The following is a 16,216-nucleotide window of genomic DNA, read 5'->3' on the forward strand; positions in this document are numbered from 1 at the left end:
GCCCCGATCACTCCGCGTCGACCGTCGCGTCGTCGACGGCGGTGTCGGTGGCGGCTTCGTCGTTCGAATCGACCCCGAACAGGTGCATCGCAGTGCCGTCCAGCATGACCGCGTCACCGGGTGCGAACGTGGCACGCTCCGTCGCCGGTGCCTCCTCCTCGCTGCACCACAGCGACCGGTACGCGACGATGCCGGGAACCGTGGGCAGGCGCACCTCGGCCGGACGCTCGTTGCCGTGGATCATCAGCAGGATGCGGTTGCGCGAGTCATCGGTCGGAGTCGCCGCGGCGAAGTACTGCAGCGTGCGGTGCGAGGCGTCCTGCCACCGTTCACCGGACATGGTCTCGCCGTTCTCGTCGAACCACTCCATCTCGCTCGAGCCCGGGACGTGCTCTCCGAGCACCGCGAACCGTGCCGGACGCAGGGCGGGGTTCTCGCGTCGGATGCGCAACAGCTCCCGGACGTGCGCGTGCAGGTCCTCCTGCCACTGCTCGTGCTGCCAGGACAACCAGGTCATCGGGGAGTCCTGGCAGTAGGCGTTGTTGTTGCCGTGCTGGGTGCGACCGGACTCGTCACCCGCGGTGATCATCGGTGTGCCGGCGGAAAGCAGCAGCGTGCCGAACAGGTTGCGCATCGCCTTGCGGCGAGTGGCGCGGATCACCGGGTCGTCGGTGAGTCCCTCCGCGCCGTGGTTGAACGAGCGGTTCGTGTCGGCGCCGTCGCGGTTGTGCTCACCGTTGGCGAGGTTGTGCTTGGTGCCGTAGGAGACCAGGTCCCGCAGGGTGAAGCCGTCATGCGCGGTGACGAAGTTGACGCTCGCCAGCGGACCGCGCTCATTGCTGAAGGTGTTCGACGATCCCGCCAGCCGGGTGGCGAACCCCCCGATGCCGGTGGGCGCGATACCGGCGCGGCGCGCGTAGTCGATGTCGCTGAGCCAGAAGTTCCGGACGCGGTCGCGGTAGCGATCGTTCCACTCCTGCCATCCCTCACCGAAGTTGCCGGTCTGCCAGCCGCCCATGCCGACATCCCACGGTTCGGCGATGATCTTGACGTCCGACAGCAGCGGATCCGTGCGAATCGCCTGCAGCAGCGGGTGCTCGGGGGTGAAGGTGTGCGTGCCGTCGCGGCCGAGGGCGACGGCCAGATCGAAGCGGAATCCGTCGATCTGGACCTCCTGGGCCCAGTACCGCAGGGAGTCGAGCACGAGGCGTGCGGTGGCGTCCTGCGATGTGTCCAGCGTGTTGCCGCACCCGGTCGTGTCGATGTAGGTGCCGTCCGGCTGCTGGCGGTAGTACGTGGGGTCGTCCAGGCCTCGGAGGCTGGACAGGGGGCCGCCCGGTCCCTCCTCGGAGGTGTGGTTGTAGACGACATCGAGGATGACCTCGATGCCGGCCTGGTGCAGGAGCTTGACCATGCCCTTGAACTCGCGGAGCACGGCACTCGCGCCGCCGCGGCGGGCATCGGCGGAGGCGTAGGGGGAGTGCGGGCTGAAGAAGTTGAGGGTGTTGTAGCCCCAGTAGTTCGACAGCCCGAGGTTCAGCAGTCGGGGTTCGGACACGAACGCGTGCACCGGCAGGAGTTCGACCGCGGTGACGCCGAGGTCCTGCAGGTACTCGATCATCGCGGGGTGCGCGAGGCCGGCGAACGTGCCGTGCAGCGCGGGTGGCACGTCCGGGTGCCGCTTGGTCATGCCCTTGAGGTGGCCCTCGTAGATGACGGTCTGATCCAGAGGGATGTTGGGCTTGCGGATCTCGCCCCAGTCGAACGCGTCGTCCACCACGACCGAACGGAAGTCCTCATACCCGTGGCCCTGCAGCACGCCGCGCGCGTACGGGTCCAGGAGGTGGCGCTTCGGGTCGAACCGGCTGCCCTCGGGTCCGCTCGCGTGCAGGACGTACGCACTGCCGATGTGCAGTGCGGGTGTGGTGGCACTCCACACGTCGCCGTCGCGGGTGAGCGGGATGGTCTCGATGACCCAGTCGACGTCGTCGTCGCTGAAGACGAGGAGATCGATGGACTGAGCGGTCCGTGAGTAGACACGGATCGTCGCGCCGTCCGGCCCCAGTCGCACGCCGAGATCGTCCAGGGCGGGAGAGAGGAATCCGGGCAGCGACGCGGTCATCGGGGCAGGGCTGTCCATGACACCAGATTACGACTCGCAGCGCGGCGTTGACTCCGACGCGCGTCGTGGCGTGGCGTGGGAGAGTGGAGGGGTGACCGTGTACCTCGACCATGCCGCCGCGACACCGCTGCGTCCCGAGGCGCGGGACGCCTGGCTGGTGGCCACGGAGACGCTCGGCAATCCCTCCTCGATCCACGGTGCCGGACAGGCTGCGCGACGGCTGCTGGAGGACGCGCGCGAACGCCTCGCGGCCGTGATCGACTGCGATCCGATCGAGGTGGTGCTGACCTCCGGGGGGACGGAGGCGATCAACCTCGCGCTCAAGGGGTCCTGGTGGGCACGGCCCTCCGGACGGAATGTGATCGTACTGCCGGACGGGGAGCACCACGCGACCATGGACGCGGTGGAGTGGCTCCGGTCCGCGGAGGGGGCCGCCGTTCGCGCGGTTCCCCTGACGCCGACCGGAGAGATCACACCGAACGCGTTCGCCGCGGCGCTCGGTCCGGACGTGGTGCTCGCGACCGCCCTGGCCGCGAACAATGAGGTCGGCACCGTCAACGACGTCGCCGCGCTGGCGGCCGCCGCCGTCTCCGCCGACGTCCCGCTGCACGTTGACGCGGTCGCCGCGTTCGGGCATGAGCCGGTGTCGTTCGCCTCGCTGCGGGGCGTCGGCGGAACCGGGCTCGTGGCGATGAGCCTGTCCGCGCACAAGATCGGCGGTCCCGTGTCCGCCGGTGCGCTCATCGTGTCCCGGACCGCGCGGATGTCGGCGCTCCTGCACGGCGGCGCCGCGCAGCGCGATCTGCGCGCCGGGACCCAGGACGTACCGGCCGCATCGGCGTTCGCGGCCGCCGCCGAGGCGACCGCGCGCGATCGTGCTGCGGAGGAAGTCCGGGTCCGCGGGCTCCGCGACCGGCTGGTGGCCGGCCTCCGGTCGGCGGTTCCGGAGTCCCGGCTGCTCGGCGACCCCGATCGCCGACTGTCCGGAAACGTGCACGCGCTGTTCCCGAACGCGCCGGGGGAGTCGCTGCTGTACCTCCTCGATCACGCCGGGATCGCGGTGTCCACCGGCTCCGCGTGCACGGCGGGCATCGCGGAGGCGTCGCACGTCGTCCGCGCGATGGGATTCAGCGAGTCCGAGGCGCGCAGCGTGCTGCGGTTCTCGCTGGGTCGCACGTCCACCGCGGCGGACGTGGACGCGCTGCTCGCCGCCGTCGGCGACGCGTACGGCCGCGCCTCAGCACGGCGCTCGTAGACTGGAACGATGCGAATTCTGGCAGCGATGAGCGGCGGCGTCGACTCGGCGGTCGCCGCGGCGCGCGCCGTCGACGCCGGACACGAGGTCGTCGGCGTGCACCTGGCGCTCTCCCGTGCCGGCGGCACGCTGCGGACCGGCAGCCGCGGGTGCTGCACGATCGAGGACGCGATGGACGCCCGCCGCGTCTCCGACAAGCTCGGCATCCCGTTCTATGTCTGGGACTTCTCGGAGCGGTTCCGGGACGACGTGATCGACGACTTCATCAGCGAATACCGCGCGGGGCGCACGCCGAACCCGTGCATGCGCTGCAACGAGAAGATCAAGTTCGCGGCGCTCCTGGAGCGCGCGATGGAGCTCGGCTTCGACGCGGTCTGCACCGGTCATTACGCCGCGCTCGTCGACGGCCCCGACGGGCTCGAATTGCATCGCGCCGCGGACGACGCGAAGGACCAGTCCTACGTCCTCGGCGTGCTGACCGCCGAGCAGCTGGCGCACACGTACTTCCCGCTCGGCACGACGCCGTCCAAGGCGGTGGTCCGGGCTGAGGCCGCTGAGCGCGGTCTGCTCGTGGCGTCCAAGCCGGACAGTCATGACATCTGCTTCATCCCGGACGGCGACACGAAGGGCTGGCTCGCCGAGAAGGTCGGCACCGCGACCGGGGACATCGTGGACCGCTCGGGCGCCGTGGTCGGCTCGCACGAGGGCGCGCACGCGTACACCGTGGGCCAGCGCCGCGGTCTGCATCTCGGGGTCCCGGCTCCGGACGGCAAGCCGCGCTTCGTACTCGAGGTCCGTCCGGTGACGAACACCGTCGTGGTGGGGCCGAAGGACGCCCTCGCGATCGCGGAGATCTCGGGTTCCCGCTTGTCCTGGGCCGGCGCCGCGCCGCGCTCCGAGTCCTTCGCCTGCGACGTGCAGATCCGCGCCCACGCCGACCCGGTTCCCGCGCATGCGGTGCACTCGGACGCGGGCCTGCGTGTCACGCCCGCCACGCCGCTGGACGGCGTTGCACCGGGCCAGACCGCCGTGCTCTACGACGGCACCCGCGTCATCGGCCAGTTCACGATCGATACGACCGTCTCCGCCGTCCCCGTCGACGCCTGACCGGTCTCAGCTCGGACCGGAGGTCGCGACGCCCCGCCCCGGCCAGCTCAATGACCGGGCGCCCGGCCCACGCGGTCGAGGAGCTCGAGGAGGGTGGCACGCTCCGCGACGGTGAATCCCGCGAACACGCGGTCCTGGACCTCGGCCATCACGTCGCCGAGGCGCGACACCTCCTCGCGCCCGGCAGCGGTGAGGGTCACGAGCTGGCGGCGCCCGTGGCTGGGATCCTTCACCCGCGACACCGCTCCGCGTTCCTCAAGCGCGCGCACGGTGTGGGTGACATCTCTCGGGTCGAGGGCCGCAGCGGCACCCAGCTCCGTCTGGCTGAGTCCGTCCCTGTCCGCGAGCACGGACAGGCAACGGAACTGATACCCGTTCGCACCACTCGCGCCCAGGTGCGCCTGCAGCATCTGGCGGGAGCGGACGGCGGCTGAGCTGAGCACCCAGGTGGGAAGATCCGTGAACTCCATCGACGCCTCTTGTCCTATCTTGGTGACACCAATACAGTGATGGTCACACCAACATTATCGGAGGAGCCATGTCTGATTCCCGCCCGCTGCCCACGGTGATCGGTCCGACCGAGAACGCCCTGCGTGCGCTTCTCACACGCACGCTGTCGATGACGCCGATAGCCGGGTACACCGCGTGGGTGGTCCTGAACACCGCGGAAAAGGTGGGTCACGAATCCGAGCTGCGTGGGGCGGTCGAGTCTCAGCTCCACGCTGAGCCGGCGGTGATCGACCATGCGATCGCGGACTTGCGTGAGCGCGGGATGCTCGGCGCTGACGGTGAGGGGATCACCAGCACCGGGGCCGCCGTGCTCGAGAGTGCCCGTGCCGACGTCCGGGCGGTGACGCAGGGTCTCGTGGGCGACGTCACGGAGGCGGATCAGGAAGCCACGCGGCGCGCGCTCGACGCGATTCGGCGCCGAGCAGAACAGGGGCTGGCGCGATGAACCTCGTGCTCTTCGGCGGTGCCGGCCGGACCGGACGGCACGTCCTCGACCTGGCGCTGCAGGCCGGGCACCACGTCGTGGCGGTCGTGCGGCGGCCCGAGGCCGTGGACGCGGACCGGGACGGGCTGCGAGTCGTCGTCAGCGACGTTCTTCGCCCGCAGCAGTGGGCCGCTGATGTCGTCGGTGCCGATGCCGTCGTCTCGACCCTCGGGATCGGTCCGGGCATCCGGTCGACGACCGTGTTCTCCGAGGGTGCCCGCGCCATGCTCGACGCCATGGACGACGCCGGTGTGCGACGAATCGCGGTCGTGTCCGCGCCGCCGGCGGAGCACCGGAGCGATTGGGGGCGTTACGGAGCGCTGCGTTCTCGCGTCCTCTTCCCGATCCTCGACCGACGGTTCGGGGTGAGCTACGACGACATGCGCCGGATGGAAGCGATCCTGCGCGCGAGCGACGCGGAGTGGACGAGTTACCGACCGCCGTATCTGTCCGATTCCGCTCGGAGGCACCCGGTCCGCACGGCGATCAACGCCCCGGTGCCGGGTGCACGACGACTGTCGCGCACCGAGCTCGCCGCGACGATGCTGGCGGGGCTGACGGACCCGACGCACGTCCGCGCGGTGGTCGACCTCGCGCGGTGATCCTCAGGCGCCGTGTCGGACCTCGTCGAACATCCGCCACATCTCGTCGGGCGGGGCGATGTGTGTACGCACGCCCACGTCCGCGGCGTCGCCGTCGTCACGGCGTGAGTCGCCGATCATGAGGCACCGGTCCGGTGATGTGCCGACAGCGTCAGCAGCGAGTCGGAAGATCACCGGGTCCGGTTTGACGCGGCCGACTTCGAAGGAGAGGACGACGGCGGTGAACGCTTCCGCCACGCCCCACCGGTGCAGCACGGGGCGCACATCGAGTGCCGTGTTCGACACCAGCGCGAGCGGGACACCCCGGGCGTGCAGATCGTGCAGGAACGCGATGGCGCCGCGGTTCGGCACGCACTGATCGAGCATCGTGTCGTACAGCGCGACGGCGGCGGGCGCGAGTCGTCGATCGCCCCGCGTCAGCGTGTCCGTGAAAGCGGTTCGATGGAGTGCCGGGTCCAGATCCCAGTCGCCGGCCGGATGACGCGTCGCCGCGTCGACCCACACGGTGGGCAGGCGGGCGGTGACGGTGCGCGCGATCGTGCTCGGCATCGCGGACGACCCGGCGGCGTCCGCCCACCGCTCGATCGGGCCGGCGACCGCGAGCGTCCCGAAGAAGTCGACGAGGACGGCGTCCGCATGTCGAGGGTCGGTCATGCAGCGACCCTCTCACGGACAGTGCGCGGGCCGGGCCGTCAGCGGGTGGGCGGAGTGCCGCGCACCGCGTCGAGGTGCTGCTGAGCGATGGAGCGGACGCCGGTGAGAACGACGGCGACGAGCAACCAGCCGAAACCGATCGCCACCCCGATCAGCCCGAGGGCGGTCTGAACCCGCACCCAGTCGAACGGATCCGCGTTGGGCGTGAAGCGGGACGCGTTCAGGTACAGCAGTCCGCCGAACAGGATCAGGAATGGGGGAATCACATAGCCCCACACGGCCACGCCGGGCAGCCTCAGCATCGTCCGTGGGTCCGTGGTCGGCTCGTCACTCATGTCCGGCATCCTACGGTCGATGTCGGTCCCGCCGCGTAGGCTGAACGGGTGACTGAAGCCGCACCGGTGCCCACGACCCTGGACGATGCTCGCGCGGAGTCGGAGGAGCTGACGACGCGCATCCTGGACGCGCGCGACGCCTACTACGGCGAGGATGTGTCGGTCGTCGACGACCAGACGTACGACGAGTGGATGCACCGCCTCGAGGCACTCGAAGAGGCGTATCCGGAGCTGCGCGGCCAGGACTCGCCGACGCAGATCGTGGGGGCGTCCGGGCAGAGCATGCTCTCGCCCGTCGAGCACGCCGAGCGCATGCTCTCGCTGGACAACGTCTTCTCCCCGGAGGAGCTGCACGACTGGTGCGTGAAGACGCAGACCGCCGCCGGCACGTCCGTCCGGTGGCTGACCGAACTGAAGATCGACGGGCTTGCGCTGTCGCTGCGGTATGAGAACGGCGTGCTGACGTCGGCCGCCACGCGCGGCGATGGACGCGTCGGTGAGGATGTCACGGTGAACGCCCTCCGCGTCGCCGGGGTTCCCGAGCGCCTGAGCGGCACCGGACATCCCGCGATCGTCGAGGTGCGCGGCGAGGTCTTCATTCCCGTCGCCGCGTTCGAGGCGTTGAACGCGCTGCAGGCCGAGCTGCGCGACCGGGTGGTCGCGGAGACGTCCGGACGCCGGGGTGTGGAGGAGGCGGAGAAGAGCGCACAGCGACGGTTCCCGGCCTTCGCGAACCCGCGCAACGCCGCCAGTGGTGGCCTGCGGCAGCAGCTGGACAAGAAGGACGGCATGGAGCTGGAGGCCGGCCTCGCCCGGTTGTCGTCACTGCGGCTGTACGTCCACGGTATCGGCGCGTGGGAGAACCCGCCGGTGTCCGCGCAGAGCGAGGTGTACGGACTGCTCGCCGAGTGGGGACTGCCGACGAGCCCGCACTTCCGGGTCTTCGACGACACCGCGGGCGTGCTCGAGTTCGTGGCCCACCACGGCGAGAACCGGCACGCGATCGAGCATGAGATCGACGGCATCGTCGTCAAGGTCGACGACCTCGCCCTGCACGCCGAACTCGGCGCCACGTCACGCGCGCCGAGGTGGGCCATCGCCTACAAGTACCCGCCGGAGGAGGTGCAGACGCGCCTGCTGGACATCGTCGTGTCCGTCGGGCGGACCGGTCGCGCCACGCCGTTCGCGCAGATGGCGCCGGCCAAGGTCGCCGGGTCCGTCGTGCGCCAGGCGACGCTGCACAACCAGCAGGTCGTGAAGGCCAAGGGCGTGCTGATCGGCGACATGGTCGTCCTGCGCAAGGCGGGAGACGTGATCCCCGAGATCCTCGGCCCGGTGGTCGAGCTGCGGGACGGCACCGAGCGGGAGTTCGTGATGCCGTCGCGCTGCCCCGAGTGCGGATCGGAGCTCGCGCCGCAGAAGGAGGGCGACATCGACCTCCGCTGCCCGAACGCGCGGTCCTGCCCGGCGCAGGTGCGCGGCCGGGTCGAGCACATCGGGTCCCGCGGCGGACTCGACATCGAGGTGCTCGGCGAGGTCACCGCGGCCGCGCTGACTCAGCCGGTCGCGGGCCAGAGCCCGGTGTTGGACACCGAGGCCGGACTGTTCGATCTCACGCTCGAGGAGATCGTGCCGATTCAGGTTCTCGTGCGTGACTCCGAGACCGGCGAGGTCAAGCTCGACGAGAACACCGGTGAGCCGGTCAGCCGTCGTCCGTTCCAGAAGTCGCGCAAGGCCTACCCGGACAGCGCCGCCGGGATGACCGCCGCCGAGCGCCGTGCCGCAGGCATCACGCAGATCACCGTGATCGAGCCGTCGGCGCAGGCGACGAAGCTTCTCGCGGAGCTGGAGAAGGCCAAGACGAAGGACTTCTGGCGTTTCCTGGTCTCGCTGAACATCCGCCACGTCGGTCCGGTCGCTGCGCGCGCCCTGGCGCAGTACTTCGGGTCCCTGGACGCGATCCGGGCCGCGTCGCGTGAGGAGCTGGCCGCCGTCGAGGGCGTGGGCGGCATCATCGCCGATGCGCTGCTGGACTGGTTCGACGTGGACTGGCACCGCGAGATCGTGGAGCGCTGGGCCGCCGCCGGAGCGCAGCTCTTCATCCCGGGCCACCCGGGCCCGGGGGCCGCTGTCGCCGCCGGGGGAGTCCTGGACGGGCTCACCGTCGTCGCGACCGGGACCCTGGACGGCTACACCCGCGAAGGTGCGCAGGAGGCGATTCTCAACGCCGGCGGCAAGGCCGGGAACTCCGTGTCGAAGAAGACTCACTTCGTCGCGGCGGGTCCCGGTGCCGGCTCCAAGCTCGCCAAGGCTGAGGAGCTCGGGGTCCGCATCCTCGACGCCGCGCAGTTCCACATCCTGGTGACCGAGGGCCCGGACGCCCTCCCGCCCGTCGAGTAGCCCGCGTCGCTCCCACGTTCGGCACGTTCGCGAGACCGGACCTGACGAAGGGGAGAGCAAGCCCGGCGTCGCTCTCAGGTTCGTCGGGAGCCGCGCTCCCTCCAGGCCCCGCGCGGACGGACCCGCGTGCCCGTTGTCGGCGGCTCGAGAACCGTGACCGGACGGGCCACCGGAGGGAGTGGGCCGGCATCCAGCCTCAGGCCCTACGCTCCCACCATGGACACCGGGGCCTTCCTCTTCGCGGTGCCGATCTATGCGCTGGTGGTCTTCGGGATCGTCATGCTTCCGGCGGTGTTGCTCACCATCGCCCTGCTGTACCGGGGGATCGCCGAGCTGTTCACCCTGCTGATGCGATGGGTCTGGAGGATCGCGCGCCCGAATCGACCCGGGCGAACGAGTGCGAGCATCAGCGCGCTGGGCGCGGAGACCGGTGGACGAATGACGCACGCCGCCCGCATCGCTGCGCGGCAGCGGTCGCGCACGCGGCGGGCGAAGCGCGCGAGCGCCGCGAAGGCGGCAGTGTCCGGAGCAGCCCTGGCCTGACCTTTCGCGGCAGTCACGGTTCCGGACCGGATGCTCCCAACCGCGACCGTTCCACGGCATCGGACCTGCAGAGCCTGAGAGCGAGCGCCGGCTCGCTCTCGATCTCGACAGGAATCAGGCTGCAGAAGCGAGGATCGTGGGAGCGACCCGGGTCAGGCGAGGGCGCTCGGTCGGGACGCCCCTCGCGAAACCGTCAGGACGCGAGTCGGTGCGAAGGAACGGGGCGTCCGTTCACCGAGGATCCTCCGTTGCGGCCGTGCCGGAGGACGTTTCGAGCGCGTCGAGGACCATCGTCTGCAGGGTGTTCGCGAGGCTGCGCGCCGGTTCGGGGTCTGGCCAGTCGTCGGTGCGCGTCCCGCGGTAGGCGTCGGCTGCGGTCCGCAGCACGCTCGCGTGCGCGGGGGTGAGTTCCGTCGCGACGATACCGGCGGCGTCGTCCTTCGAGACCACCCGTCCCGTACGGACGGTCACGAGCATGCGGGCGAGCGTGAGCAGGACGTTGCGCTCGTCTCCGCTGAGGTTGGCCACCACGTCGGGCAGGGCGCCGGCCACGGCGTCACGCAGTCGCACAGGACTAACCGGTGGGGTCAGCGACTCCAACGCCGCACCCCAGAGCGCCCGATTCGCATCAAGAGCGGCCGCGATCACGATCACGATGTCCGGATCGTGGGCGCGCGCCGGCGCGGGATCGGCCTCCAGCTCGGCCCGCAACCACTCGCCGTACTGGAAGTCGCGCCAATCGGAGTGATCGTGGAGATCCTCGCGGGTCAGCACCGTGAGCTCGATCGGACGGAGCGGATGCCCGGCGCGGCGCTCGGGGTGACCCGACCAGCCCGAGATGACGAACAGTTGCCGGACGAGCGCCGTGCGCTCGTCCGGCATGAGGGATCGGTCGGTCACCGCCAGGATGTCGAGGTCACTGTCCGGCCGCAGCCGGGAGGACACCGCCGACCCGACGAGGTACACGCCGAGCAGACGGCTCGGCAGCACTCGTTGCAGGAGCTCGAGAACCGCCCGCACCTGCGCGGGCGCGGGCTCGCTCACGAGTTCGGCTCGAGGACCTCGAGCACCTTCTCCTTGACCTGGCGGCGGAGGACCTTGCCGAGCATGGACTTCGGAAGTTCGTCCACCACGACGATGCGCCGCGGCACCTTGTACGGCGTCAGGTTGTCGCGTGCCCAGGCACGCATCGCGTCGGTGTCGACGGTGGCGCCGTCCTCGACGATGATCGCGGCGACGACCTGCTCGCCGGAGTGACCGTCCGGGAGCCCGACCACGGCGACGTCCGCGACGCCGGGGTAGTCGCGTAGTTGGTGCTCGACCTCGGTCGGTGCGACGTTGAAGCCGCCGGTGATGATGAGCTCCTTGATCCGGTCGACGATCTTCACGAAGCCGTCCTCATCGATCTGGACGACGTCGCCGGTGCGATACCAGCCGTCCACGAAGGACGCGGCGGTCTCCTCCGGACGGCCGTGGTAGCCGCGGAACACCTGCGGGCCGCGGACGACGAGTTCACCCGGGGCGCCCGGCTCGACATCCTTCGTCGGGTCTTCCTGATCCACCACGCGCACCTCGGTGCCCGGCAGCGGCAGGCCGATCGTGCCGGCCTTCCGGTTCTCCGCGACGGGGTTCACGGAGATGACCGGCGAGCACTCGGACAATCCATAGCCCTCGACGAGGTATCCGCCGGACGCCTTCTCGAACGGGACCACGAGCGAGTGCGGCAGGGCCATCGCGCCGGAGATCGCGACCTGTGTCCCAGCCAGCGAAGCGCCGGTCTCCGCCGCGCGCGACACGAGCCGCTCAGCGATCGGCGGCACCAACGGCAGCAGCGTCGCGGGGTGTTTCTTCGTCACCTCGAGCACCATGTCCGGATCGAACTTCGGAAACAGCACCAGTCGAGCCCCGAGGGACATCGCGAACGTGAGGCACAGCGTCAGACCGTACGCGTGGAACATCGGCAGCACGGCGTACACCACGCACCCCTCGCCGGGGGTGATCTGGGGGATCCAGGACTGCGCCTGCCGGGCGTTCGAGAGCAGGTTGCGGTGGGTGAGCTCGGCGCCCTTGGGAGAGCCGGTCGTGCCGGAGGTGTACTGGATGACCGCGAGATCGTCCGTCTCCGGGCGCGCCCAGGAGCCGGGCAGCGGACCGGCGGAGGTGATCTTCGGCCACGGGATCGTGCCGGACACCGGCGACCACAGCGCGTCGCGGGACTCGCGAGCCTTCGCGACGGGCAGCTTCAGCGCGAGGCGCGTGCCCAGCGGCATCGCCGGGATGACGTCAACGGAGATGAGGGTGTCCACGGCCAGTTCCGGCGGCAGGGCCTGAATGTGCTCCACGACCTTGTTCCAGACGATCGCGTGCTTGGCGTGGTGGTCGGCGAACTGCTTGGCGAACTCGCGCCGCGTGTAGAGCGGGTTGTGCTCGACGACCACGGCACCGAGTCGCAGCACGGCGTAGAAGGCGACGATGTGCTGCGGGCAGTTCGGCAGGCTGATCGCGACCGGATCGCCCGGCTTCACCCCGTGCTGGCGCAACCCCTCGGCAGCCCGTTCGATCTGGTCGCGCAGCTGGCGGTACGTGGTCTCCCGTCCGAAGAACTGCAGCGCAGGAGCGTTGGGATAGCGGGCGGCGGACTCATCGATGATGTCCACGAGCGAGCCGGTCACCTCGCCCAGATCCTCAGGAACTCCGGGGGCGTAGCTCGCGGTCCACGGCCGCGGTGGATGGAACTCAGTCACCGCGACAGCCTACGTCCCCCGGAGAGCGGACACGGACGAACTAGACTGGAGGGCGTGTCTGAAATCACCCCCGAACTCGTCCGCCATCTCGGCGTGCTCGCGCGGATCCGGCTCACCGACGAGGAGGTCGAGCGCCTGACGGGCCAGCTCGGCGTCATCGTCGACAACATCGCGAAGGTGTCCGAGGTCGCACTCCCGGACGTCCCCGCGACGAGCCACCCGCTGCCGCTGTCCAACGTCTTCCGACCCGATGTGCCGCAGCCGCCGCTGACCACCGCGGAGGTCCTGCAGAACGCACCGGACTCCGATGACGACCGCTTCCGCGTGACGGCGATTCTGGGGGAGGAACAGTGAGCGACATCATTCGCCTGAGTGCCGCCGATCTCGCCGCGAAGCTCCGCGCCGGCGAGATCTCCTCCGTTGAGGCCACGCGCGCCCACCTGGACCGCATCGCGGCGGTGGACGGCGACGTCCACGCCTTCCTGCACGTCAACGCGGCCGCCGAGCAGGTCGCGGCCGACATCGATGCACGCCGCGCGGCGGGCGAGGACCTCGGCGAGCTCGCCGGCGTCCCGCTCGCGATCAAGGACGTGCTGGTCACGACCGACATGCCCTCCACCTCGGGATCGAAGATCCTCGAGGGCTACATGTCGCCGTACGACGCCACCGTCGTGGCCCGCTCGCGTGCGGCCGGTCTGGTGCCGATCGGCAAGACCAACATGGATGAGTTCGCGATGGGCTCTTCCACGGAGCACTCCGCGTACGGCCCGACCCACAACCCGTGGGACCTGGACCGGATCCCGGGCGGCTCCGGTGGTGGCTCCGCCGCCGCCGTCGCCGCGTTCGAAGCGCCGCTCGCGCTCGGCTCGGACACGGGTGGTTCCATCCGTCAGCCCGCTCACGTCACCGGAACGGTGGGTCTCAAGCCGACGTACGGCGGCGTCAGCCGGTACGGTGCGATCGCGCTCGCCTCGAGCCTGGACCAGGTCGGTCCGGTCACCCGCACGGTGCTCGATTCGGCGCTGCTGCACGACGTGATCGCCGGCCACGACCCCAACGACTCGACCTCGCTCACGGACCAGTGGCCCTCGTTCGCCGCCGCCGCCCGCGAGGGGGCCCGGGGAGAGGTGCTGAAGGGGCTCAAGGTCGGTGTCCTCAAGGAGCTCCCGGACAGTGGCTTCCAGGCCGGCGTCGCGGAATCCTTCCGCGCGGCCCTCGCGCTCATGGAGGCACAGGGCGCTGAGATCGTCGAGGTCAGCACGCCGCACTTCGGATACGGGGTCGCCGCGTACTACCTGATCCTCCCGGCTGAGGCCTCCAGCAACCTGGCCCGCTTCGACTCGGTCCGTTACGGCCTGCGCGTCACGCCGGACGGCAACGCCACGGTTGAGGACGTCATGGCCGCCACGCGCGACGCCGGGTTCGGTGACGAGGTCAAGCGCCGCATCATCCTCGGGACCTACGCGCTGTCGTCCGGGTATTTCGACGCCTACTACGGCTCGGCCCAGAAGGTCCGCACGCTCATCCAGCAGGACTTCCATTCCGCGTTCGAGCAGGTGGACGTGATCGCGACCCCGACCGCCCCGACCACGGCGTTCCGTCTCGGCGAGCAGATCGATGACCCGCTGCAGATGTACCTGAACGACTTCACGACGATTCCGGCGAACCTGGCCGGTGTGCCCGGCATCTCGCTGCCGTCGGGGCTGGCGGCTGAGGACGGTCTGCCGGTCGGCATCCAGTTCCTCGCGCCCGCTCGCGAGGACGCCCGCCTGTACCGTGCCGGTGCCGCGCTGGAGGCGGTGCTGGTCGACCATTGGGGCGGTCCGCTGCTGGATCGTGCACCCGAGCTGAACGGAGCGGCACGCTGATGGCCGACACGCTGATGGACTTCGACAAGGCTCTCGAGCTGTTCGAGCCGGTGCTCGGCTTCGAGGTGCACGTCGAGCTGAACACCGAGACCAAGATGTTCTCCTCGGCGCCGAACCCGGCTCACGAGTCCAACCACGGGGCCGCGCCGAACACACTCGTCGCGCCCGTGGACATGGGTCTTCCGGGTGCCATGCCGGTGGTCAACCAGAAGGCGGTGGAGTCCGCCATCAAGCTGGGTCTGGCCCTCGGCTGCTCCATCGAGAAGCACAGCACCTTCGCGCGGAAGAACTACTTCTATCCGGACCTCGGCAAGAACTACCAGATCTCGCAGAAGGATGACCCGATCGCGTACGAGGGTTCCGTCGAGGTCGAACTCGCCGACGGACGCCTGATCGCGATTCCGATCGAGCGCGCGCACATGGAGGAGGACGCCGGCAAGCTCACGCACGTCGGCGGTGCCACCGGGCGCATCCAGGGTGCTGAGTACTCGTTGGTCGACTACAACCGTGCGGGTGTGCCGCTCGTCGAGATCGTCACGCACATGATCGAGGGCGCCGAGCACGACGCGCCCGAGATCGCGAAGGCGTATGTCGGGACGATCCGCGACATCGCCAAGGCCCTCGGCATCTCCGAGGCGCGCATGGAGCGCGGCAACCTGCGCTGCGACGCGAACGTGTCGCTGCGCCGCCGTGGCTCAGACCAGCTCGGCACGCGCACGGAGACGAAGAACGTCAACTCGATGCGGTCGGTCGAGCGCGCGGTCCGGTACGAGATCCAGCGGCAGGCGGCGATCCTCGAGGCCGGCGGCACGATCACGCAGGAGACGCGCCACTGGCACGAGGACACCGGACGTACGTCCGCGGGACGTCCGAAGTCCGACGCGGACGACTACCGCTACTTCCCGGAGCCGGACCTGGTGCCGGTCGAGCCGAGCGACGAGCTCATTGAGCGCTTGCGCGGCGAGCTGCCGGAGGCGCCCGTCACGCGTCGTCGTCGACTGAAGGCGGAGTGGGGCTTCACCGACCTGGAGTTCCAGGACGTGAACAACGGCGGACTGGTCGACCAGGTGGAGGCGACGATCGCCGCCGGTGCCACGCCGGCGTCCGCCCGCAAGTGGTGGACCGGTGAGATCACCCGTCTCGCCAACGCGCAGGACGCCGATGCCGCCGAGCTCGTCAGCCCGGAGCACGTCGCGGCCCTGCAGGGCCTCGTCGACGCCGGAACGCTGACCGACAAGCTCGCACGTCAGGTGCTCGAGGGTGTCATCGCCGGTGAGGGTTCGCCGCAGGAGGTCGTCGACGCCCGCGGGCTCGCCGTGGTCTCCGACGACGGTGCCCTGATCGCCGCGATCGATGAGGCACTCACCTCGCAGCCGGACGTCCTGGCGAAGATCAAGGACGGCAAGGTGCAGGCCGCCGGTGCCATCATCGGCGCCGTGATGAAGGCGATGAAGGGTCAGGCTGACGCCGCCCGTGTGCGCGAGCTCATCCTGGAGCGCGCCGCCGCGAACTGATCGCGACTCCGTGGGGCCCGCACCGCTCTCGGTGCGGGCCCCACGCTCGTCTCGGCCCGTCTTCGCCGGGGCGCAGCG

At 70.2% G+C, this 16,216-nt stretch carries 15 protein-coding genes; 9 read left to right on the top strand and 6 right to left on the bottom strand.

The features are described 5' to 3' along the window. Positions 1-7: 7 nt before the first annotated feature. On the bottom strand, positions 8-2,140 hold the full coding sequence (gene glgX, locus BN1193_RS07790) for a glycogen debranching protein GlgX (RefSeq protein WP_230206446.1): 2,133 nt from the start codon (positions 2,138-2,140) through the stop codon (positions 8-10). Positions 2,141-2,213: 73 nt separating this feature from the next. Here glgX and BN1193_RS07795 point away from each other — a divergent pair, with 73 nt between their 5' ends. Together BN1193_RS07795 and mnmA are read left to right on the top strand one after the other, a co-directional pair. Next, positions 2,214-3,377: a cysteine desulfurase family protein gene (locus tag BN1193_RS07795; protein ID WP_040165282.1), complete on the top strand. Its 1,164-nt coding sequence runs from the start codon at positions 2,214-2,216 to the stop codon at positions 3,375-3,377. 9 nt (positions 3,378-3,386) lie between these two features. After that, positions 3,387-4,484, top strand: a complete 1,098-nt coding sequence (gene mnmA / locus BN1193_RS07800) for a tRNA 2-thiouridine(34) synthase MnmA (RefSeq protein ID WP_094770343.1) — start codon at positions 3,387-3,389, stop codon at positions 4,482-4,484. Between the two features lie 47 nt (positions 4,485-4,531). Here mnmA and BN1193_RS07805 read toward each other — a convergent pair whose 3' ends face one another. After that, positions 4,532-4,954 (bottom strand): MarR family winged helix-turn-helix transcriptional regulator, encoded by a 423-nt coding sequence (locus BN1193_RS07805; RefSeq protein ID WP_230206447.1) that lies wholly within the window; start codon positions 4,952-4,954, stop codon positions 4,532-4,534. Positions 4,955-5,022: 68 nt separating this feature from the next. Here BN1193_RS07805 and BN1193_RS07810 point away from each other — a divergent pair, with 68 nt between their 5' ends. Beyond that, positions 5,023-5,439: a hypothetical protein gene (locus tag BN1193_RS07810; RefSeq protein WP_040165286.1), complete on the top strand. Its 417-nt coding sequence runs from the start codon at positions 5,023-5,025 to the stop codon at positions 5,437-5,439. Next, positions 5,436-6,080, top strand: coding sequence for an NAD(P)-dependent oxidoreductase (locus BN1193_RS07815; protein ID WP_040165288.1), 645 nt, complete (start codon positions 5,436-5,438; stop codon positions 6,078-6,080). Before BN1193_RS07810 ends, BN1193_RS07815 begins: the two co-directional genes overlap by 4 nt. A 3-nt stretch (positions 6,081-6,083) precedes the next feature. Here BN1193_RS07815 and BN1193_RS07820 read toward each other — a convergent pair whose 3' ends face one another. Both BN1193_RS07820 and BN1193_RS07825 read right to left on the bottom strand, forming a co-directional pair. Then, on the bottom strand, positions 6,084-6,734 hold the full coding sequence (locus tag BN1193_RS07820) for an HAD family hydrolase (RefSeq protein WP_052460546.1): 651 nt from the start codon (positions 6,732-6,734) through the stop codon (positions 6,084-6,086). A 38-nt stretch (positions 6,735-6,772) separates the two neighbouring features. Next, on the bottom strand, positions 6,773-7,069 hold the full coding sequence (locus BN1193_RS07825) for a hypothetical protein (protein WP_141396651.1): 297 nt from the start codon (positions 7,067-7,069) through the stop codon (positions 6,773-6,775). Between the two features lie 48 nt (positions 7,070-7,117). On the opposite strand from BN1193_RS07825, the gene ligA reads away from it, so the two are divergent. Continuing rightward, entirely contained in the window at positions 7,118-9,469 is a 2,352-nt protein-coding gene (gene ligA, locus BN1193_RS07830) for an NAD-dependent DNA ligase LigA (protein ID WP_040165291.1), read from the top strand. 216 nt (positions 9,470-9,685) lie between these two features. Next, positions 9,686-10,012, top strand: coding sequence for a hypothetical protein (locus BN1193_RS07835; protein WP_096788220.1), 327 nt, complete (start codon positions 9,686-9,688; stop codon positions 10,010-10,012). A gap of 231 nt (positions 10,013-10,243) precedes the next feature. Here BN1193_RS07835 and BN1193_RS07840 read toward each other — a convergent pair whose 3' ends face one another. Both BN1193_RS07840 and BN1193_RS07845 read right to left on the bottom strand, forming a co-directional pair. Next, positions 10,244-11,056, bottom strand: coding sequence for an aminoglycoside adenylyltransferase domain-containing protein (locus BN1193_RS07840; protein WP_052460547.1), 813 nt, complete (start codon positions 11,054-11,056; stop codon positions 10,244-10,246). Beyond that, complete coding sequence (locus BN1193_RS07845) at positions 11,053-12,756, bottom strand: long-chain-fatty-acid--CoA ligase (protein ID WP_040165295.1); 1,704 nt, start codon at positions 12,754-12,756, stop codon at positions 11,053-11,055. The genes BN1193_RS07840 and BN1193_RS07845 overlap by 4 nt, the downstream gene beginning before the upstream one ends. Before the next feature lie 54 nt (positions 12,757-12,810). On the opposite strand from BN1193_RS07845, the gene gatC reads away from it, so the two are divergent. From gatC to gatB, 3 genes are read left to right on the top strand one after another with little or no spacing between them, the layout of a single operon-like run. Continuing rightward, a complete protein-coding gene (gene gatC / locus BN1193_RS07850; RefSeq protein WP_040165297.1) occupies positions 12,811-13,110 on the top strand; it encodes an Asp-tRNA(Asn)/Glu-tRNA(Gln) amidotransferase subunit GatC in 300 nt (99 codons plus the stop codon). Continuing rightward, positions 13,107-14,624 (top strand): Asp-tRNA(Asn)/Glu-tRNA(Gln) amidotransferase subunit GatA, encoded by a 1,518-nt coding sequence (gene gatA / locus BN1193_RS07855; protein ID WP_040165300.1) that lies wholly within the window; start codon positions 13,107-13,109, stop codon positions 14,622-14,624. The genes gatC and gatA overlap by 4 nt, the downstream gene beginning before the upstream one ends. Then, complete coding sequence (gene gatB / locus BN1193_RS07860; protein WP_040165302.1) at positions 14,624-16,138, top strand: Asp-tRNA(Asn)/Glu-tRNA(Gln) amidotransferase subunit GatB; 1,515 nt, start codon at positions 14,624-14,626, stop codon at positions 16,136-16,138. Before gatA ends, gatB begins: the two co-directional genes overlap by 1 nt. The last annotated feature ends 78 nt before the right edge of the window (positions 16,139-16,216 follow it).

The sequence above is a fragment of the Microbacterium gorillae genome (assembly GCF_000826185.2).
GTDB classification, from domain to species: Bacteria; Actinomycetota; Actinomycetes; order Actinomycetales; family Microbacteriaceae; genus Microbacterium; species Microbacterium gorillae.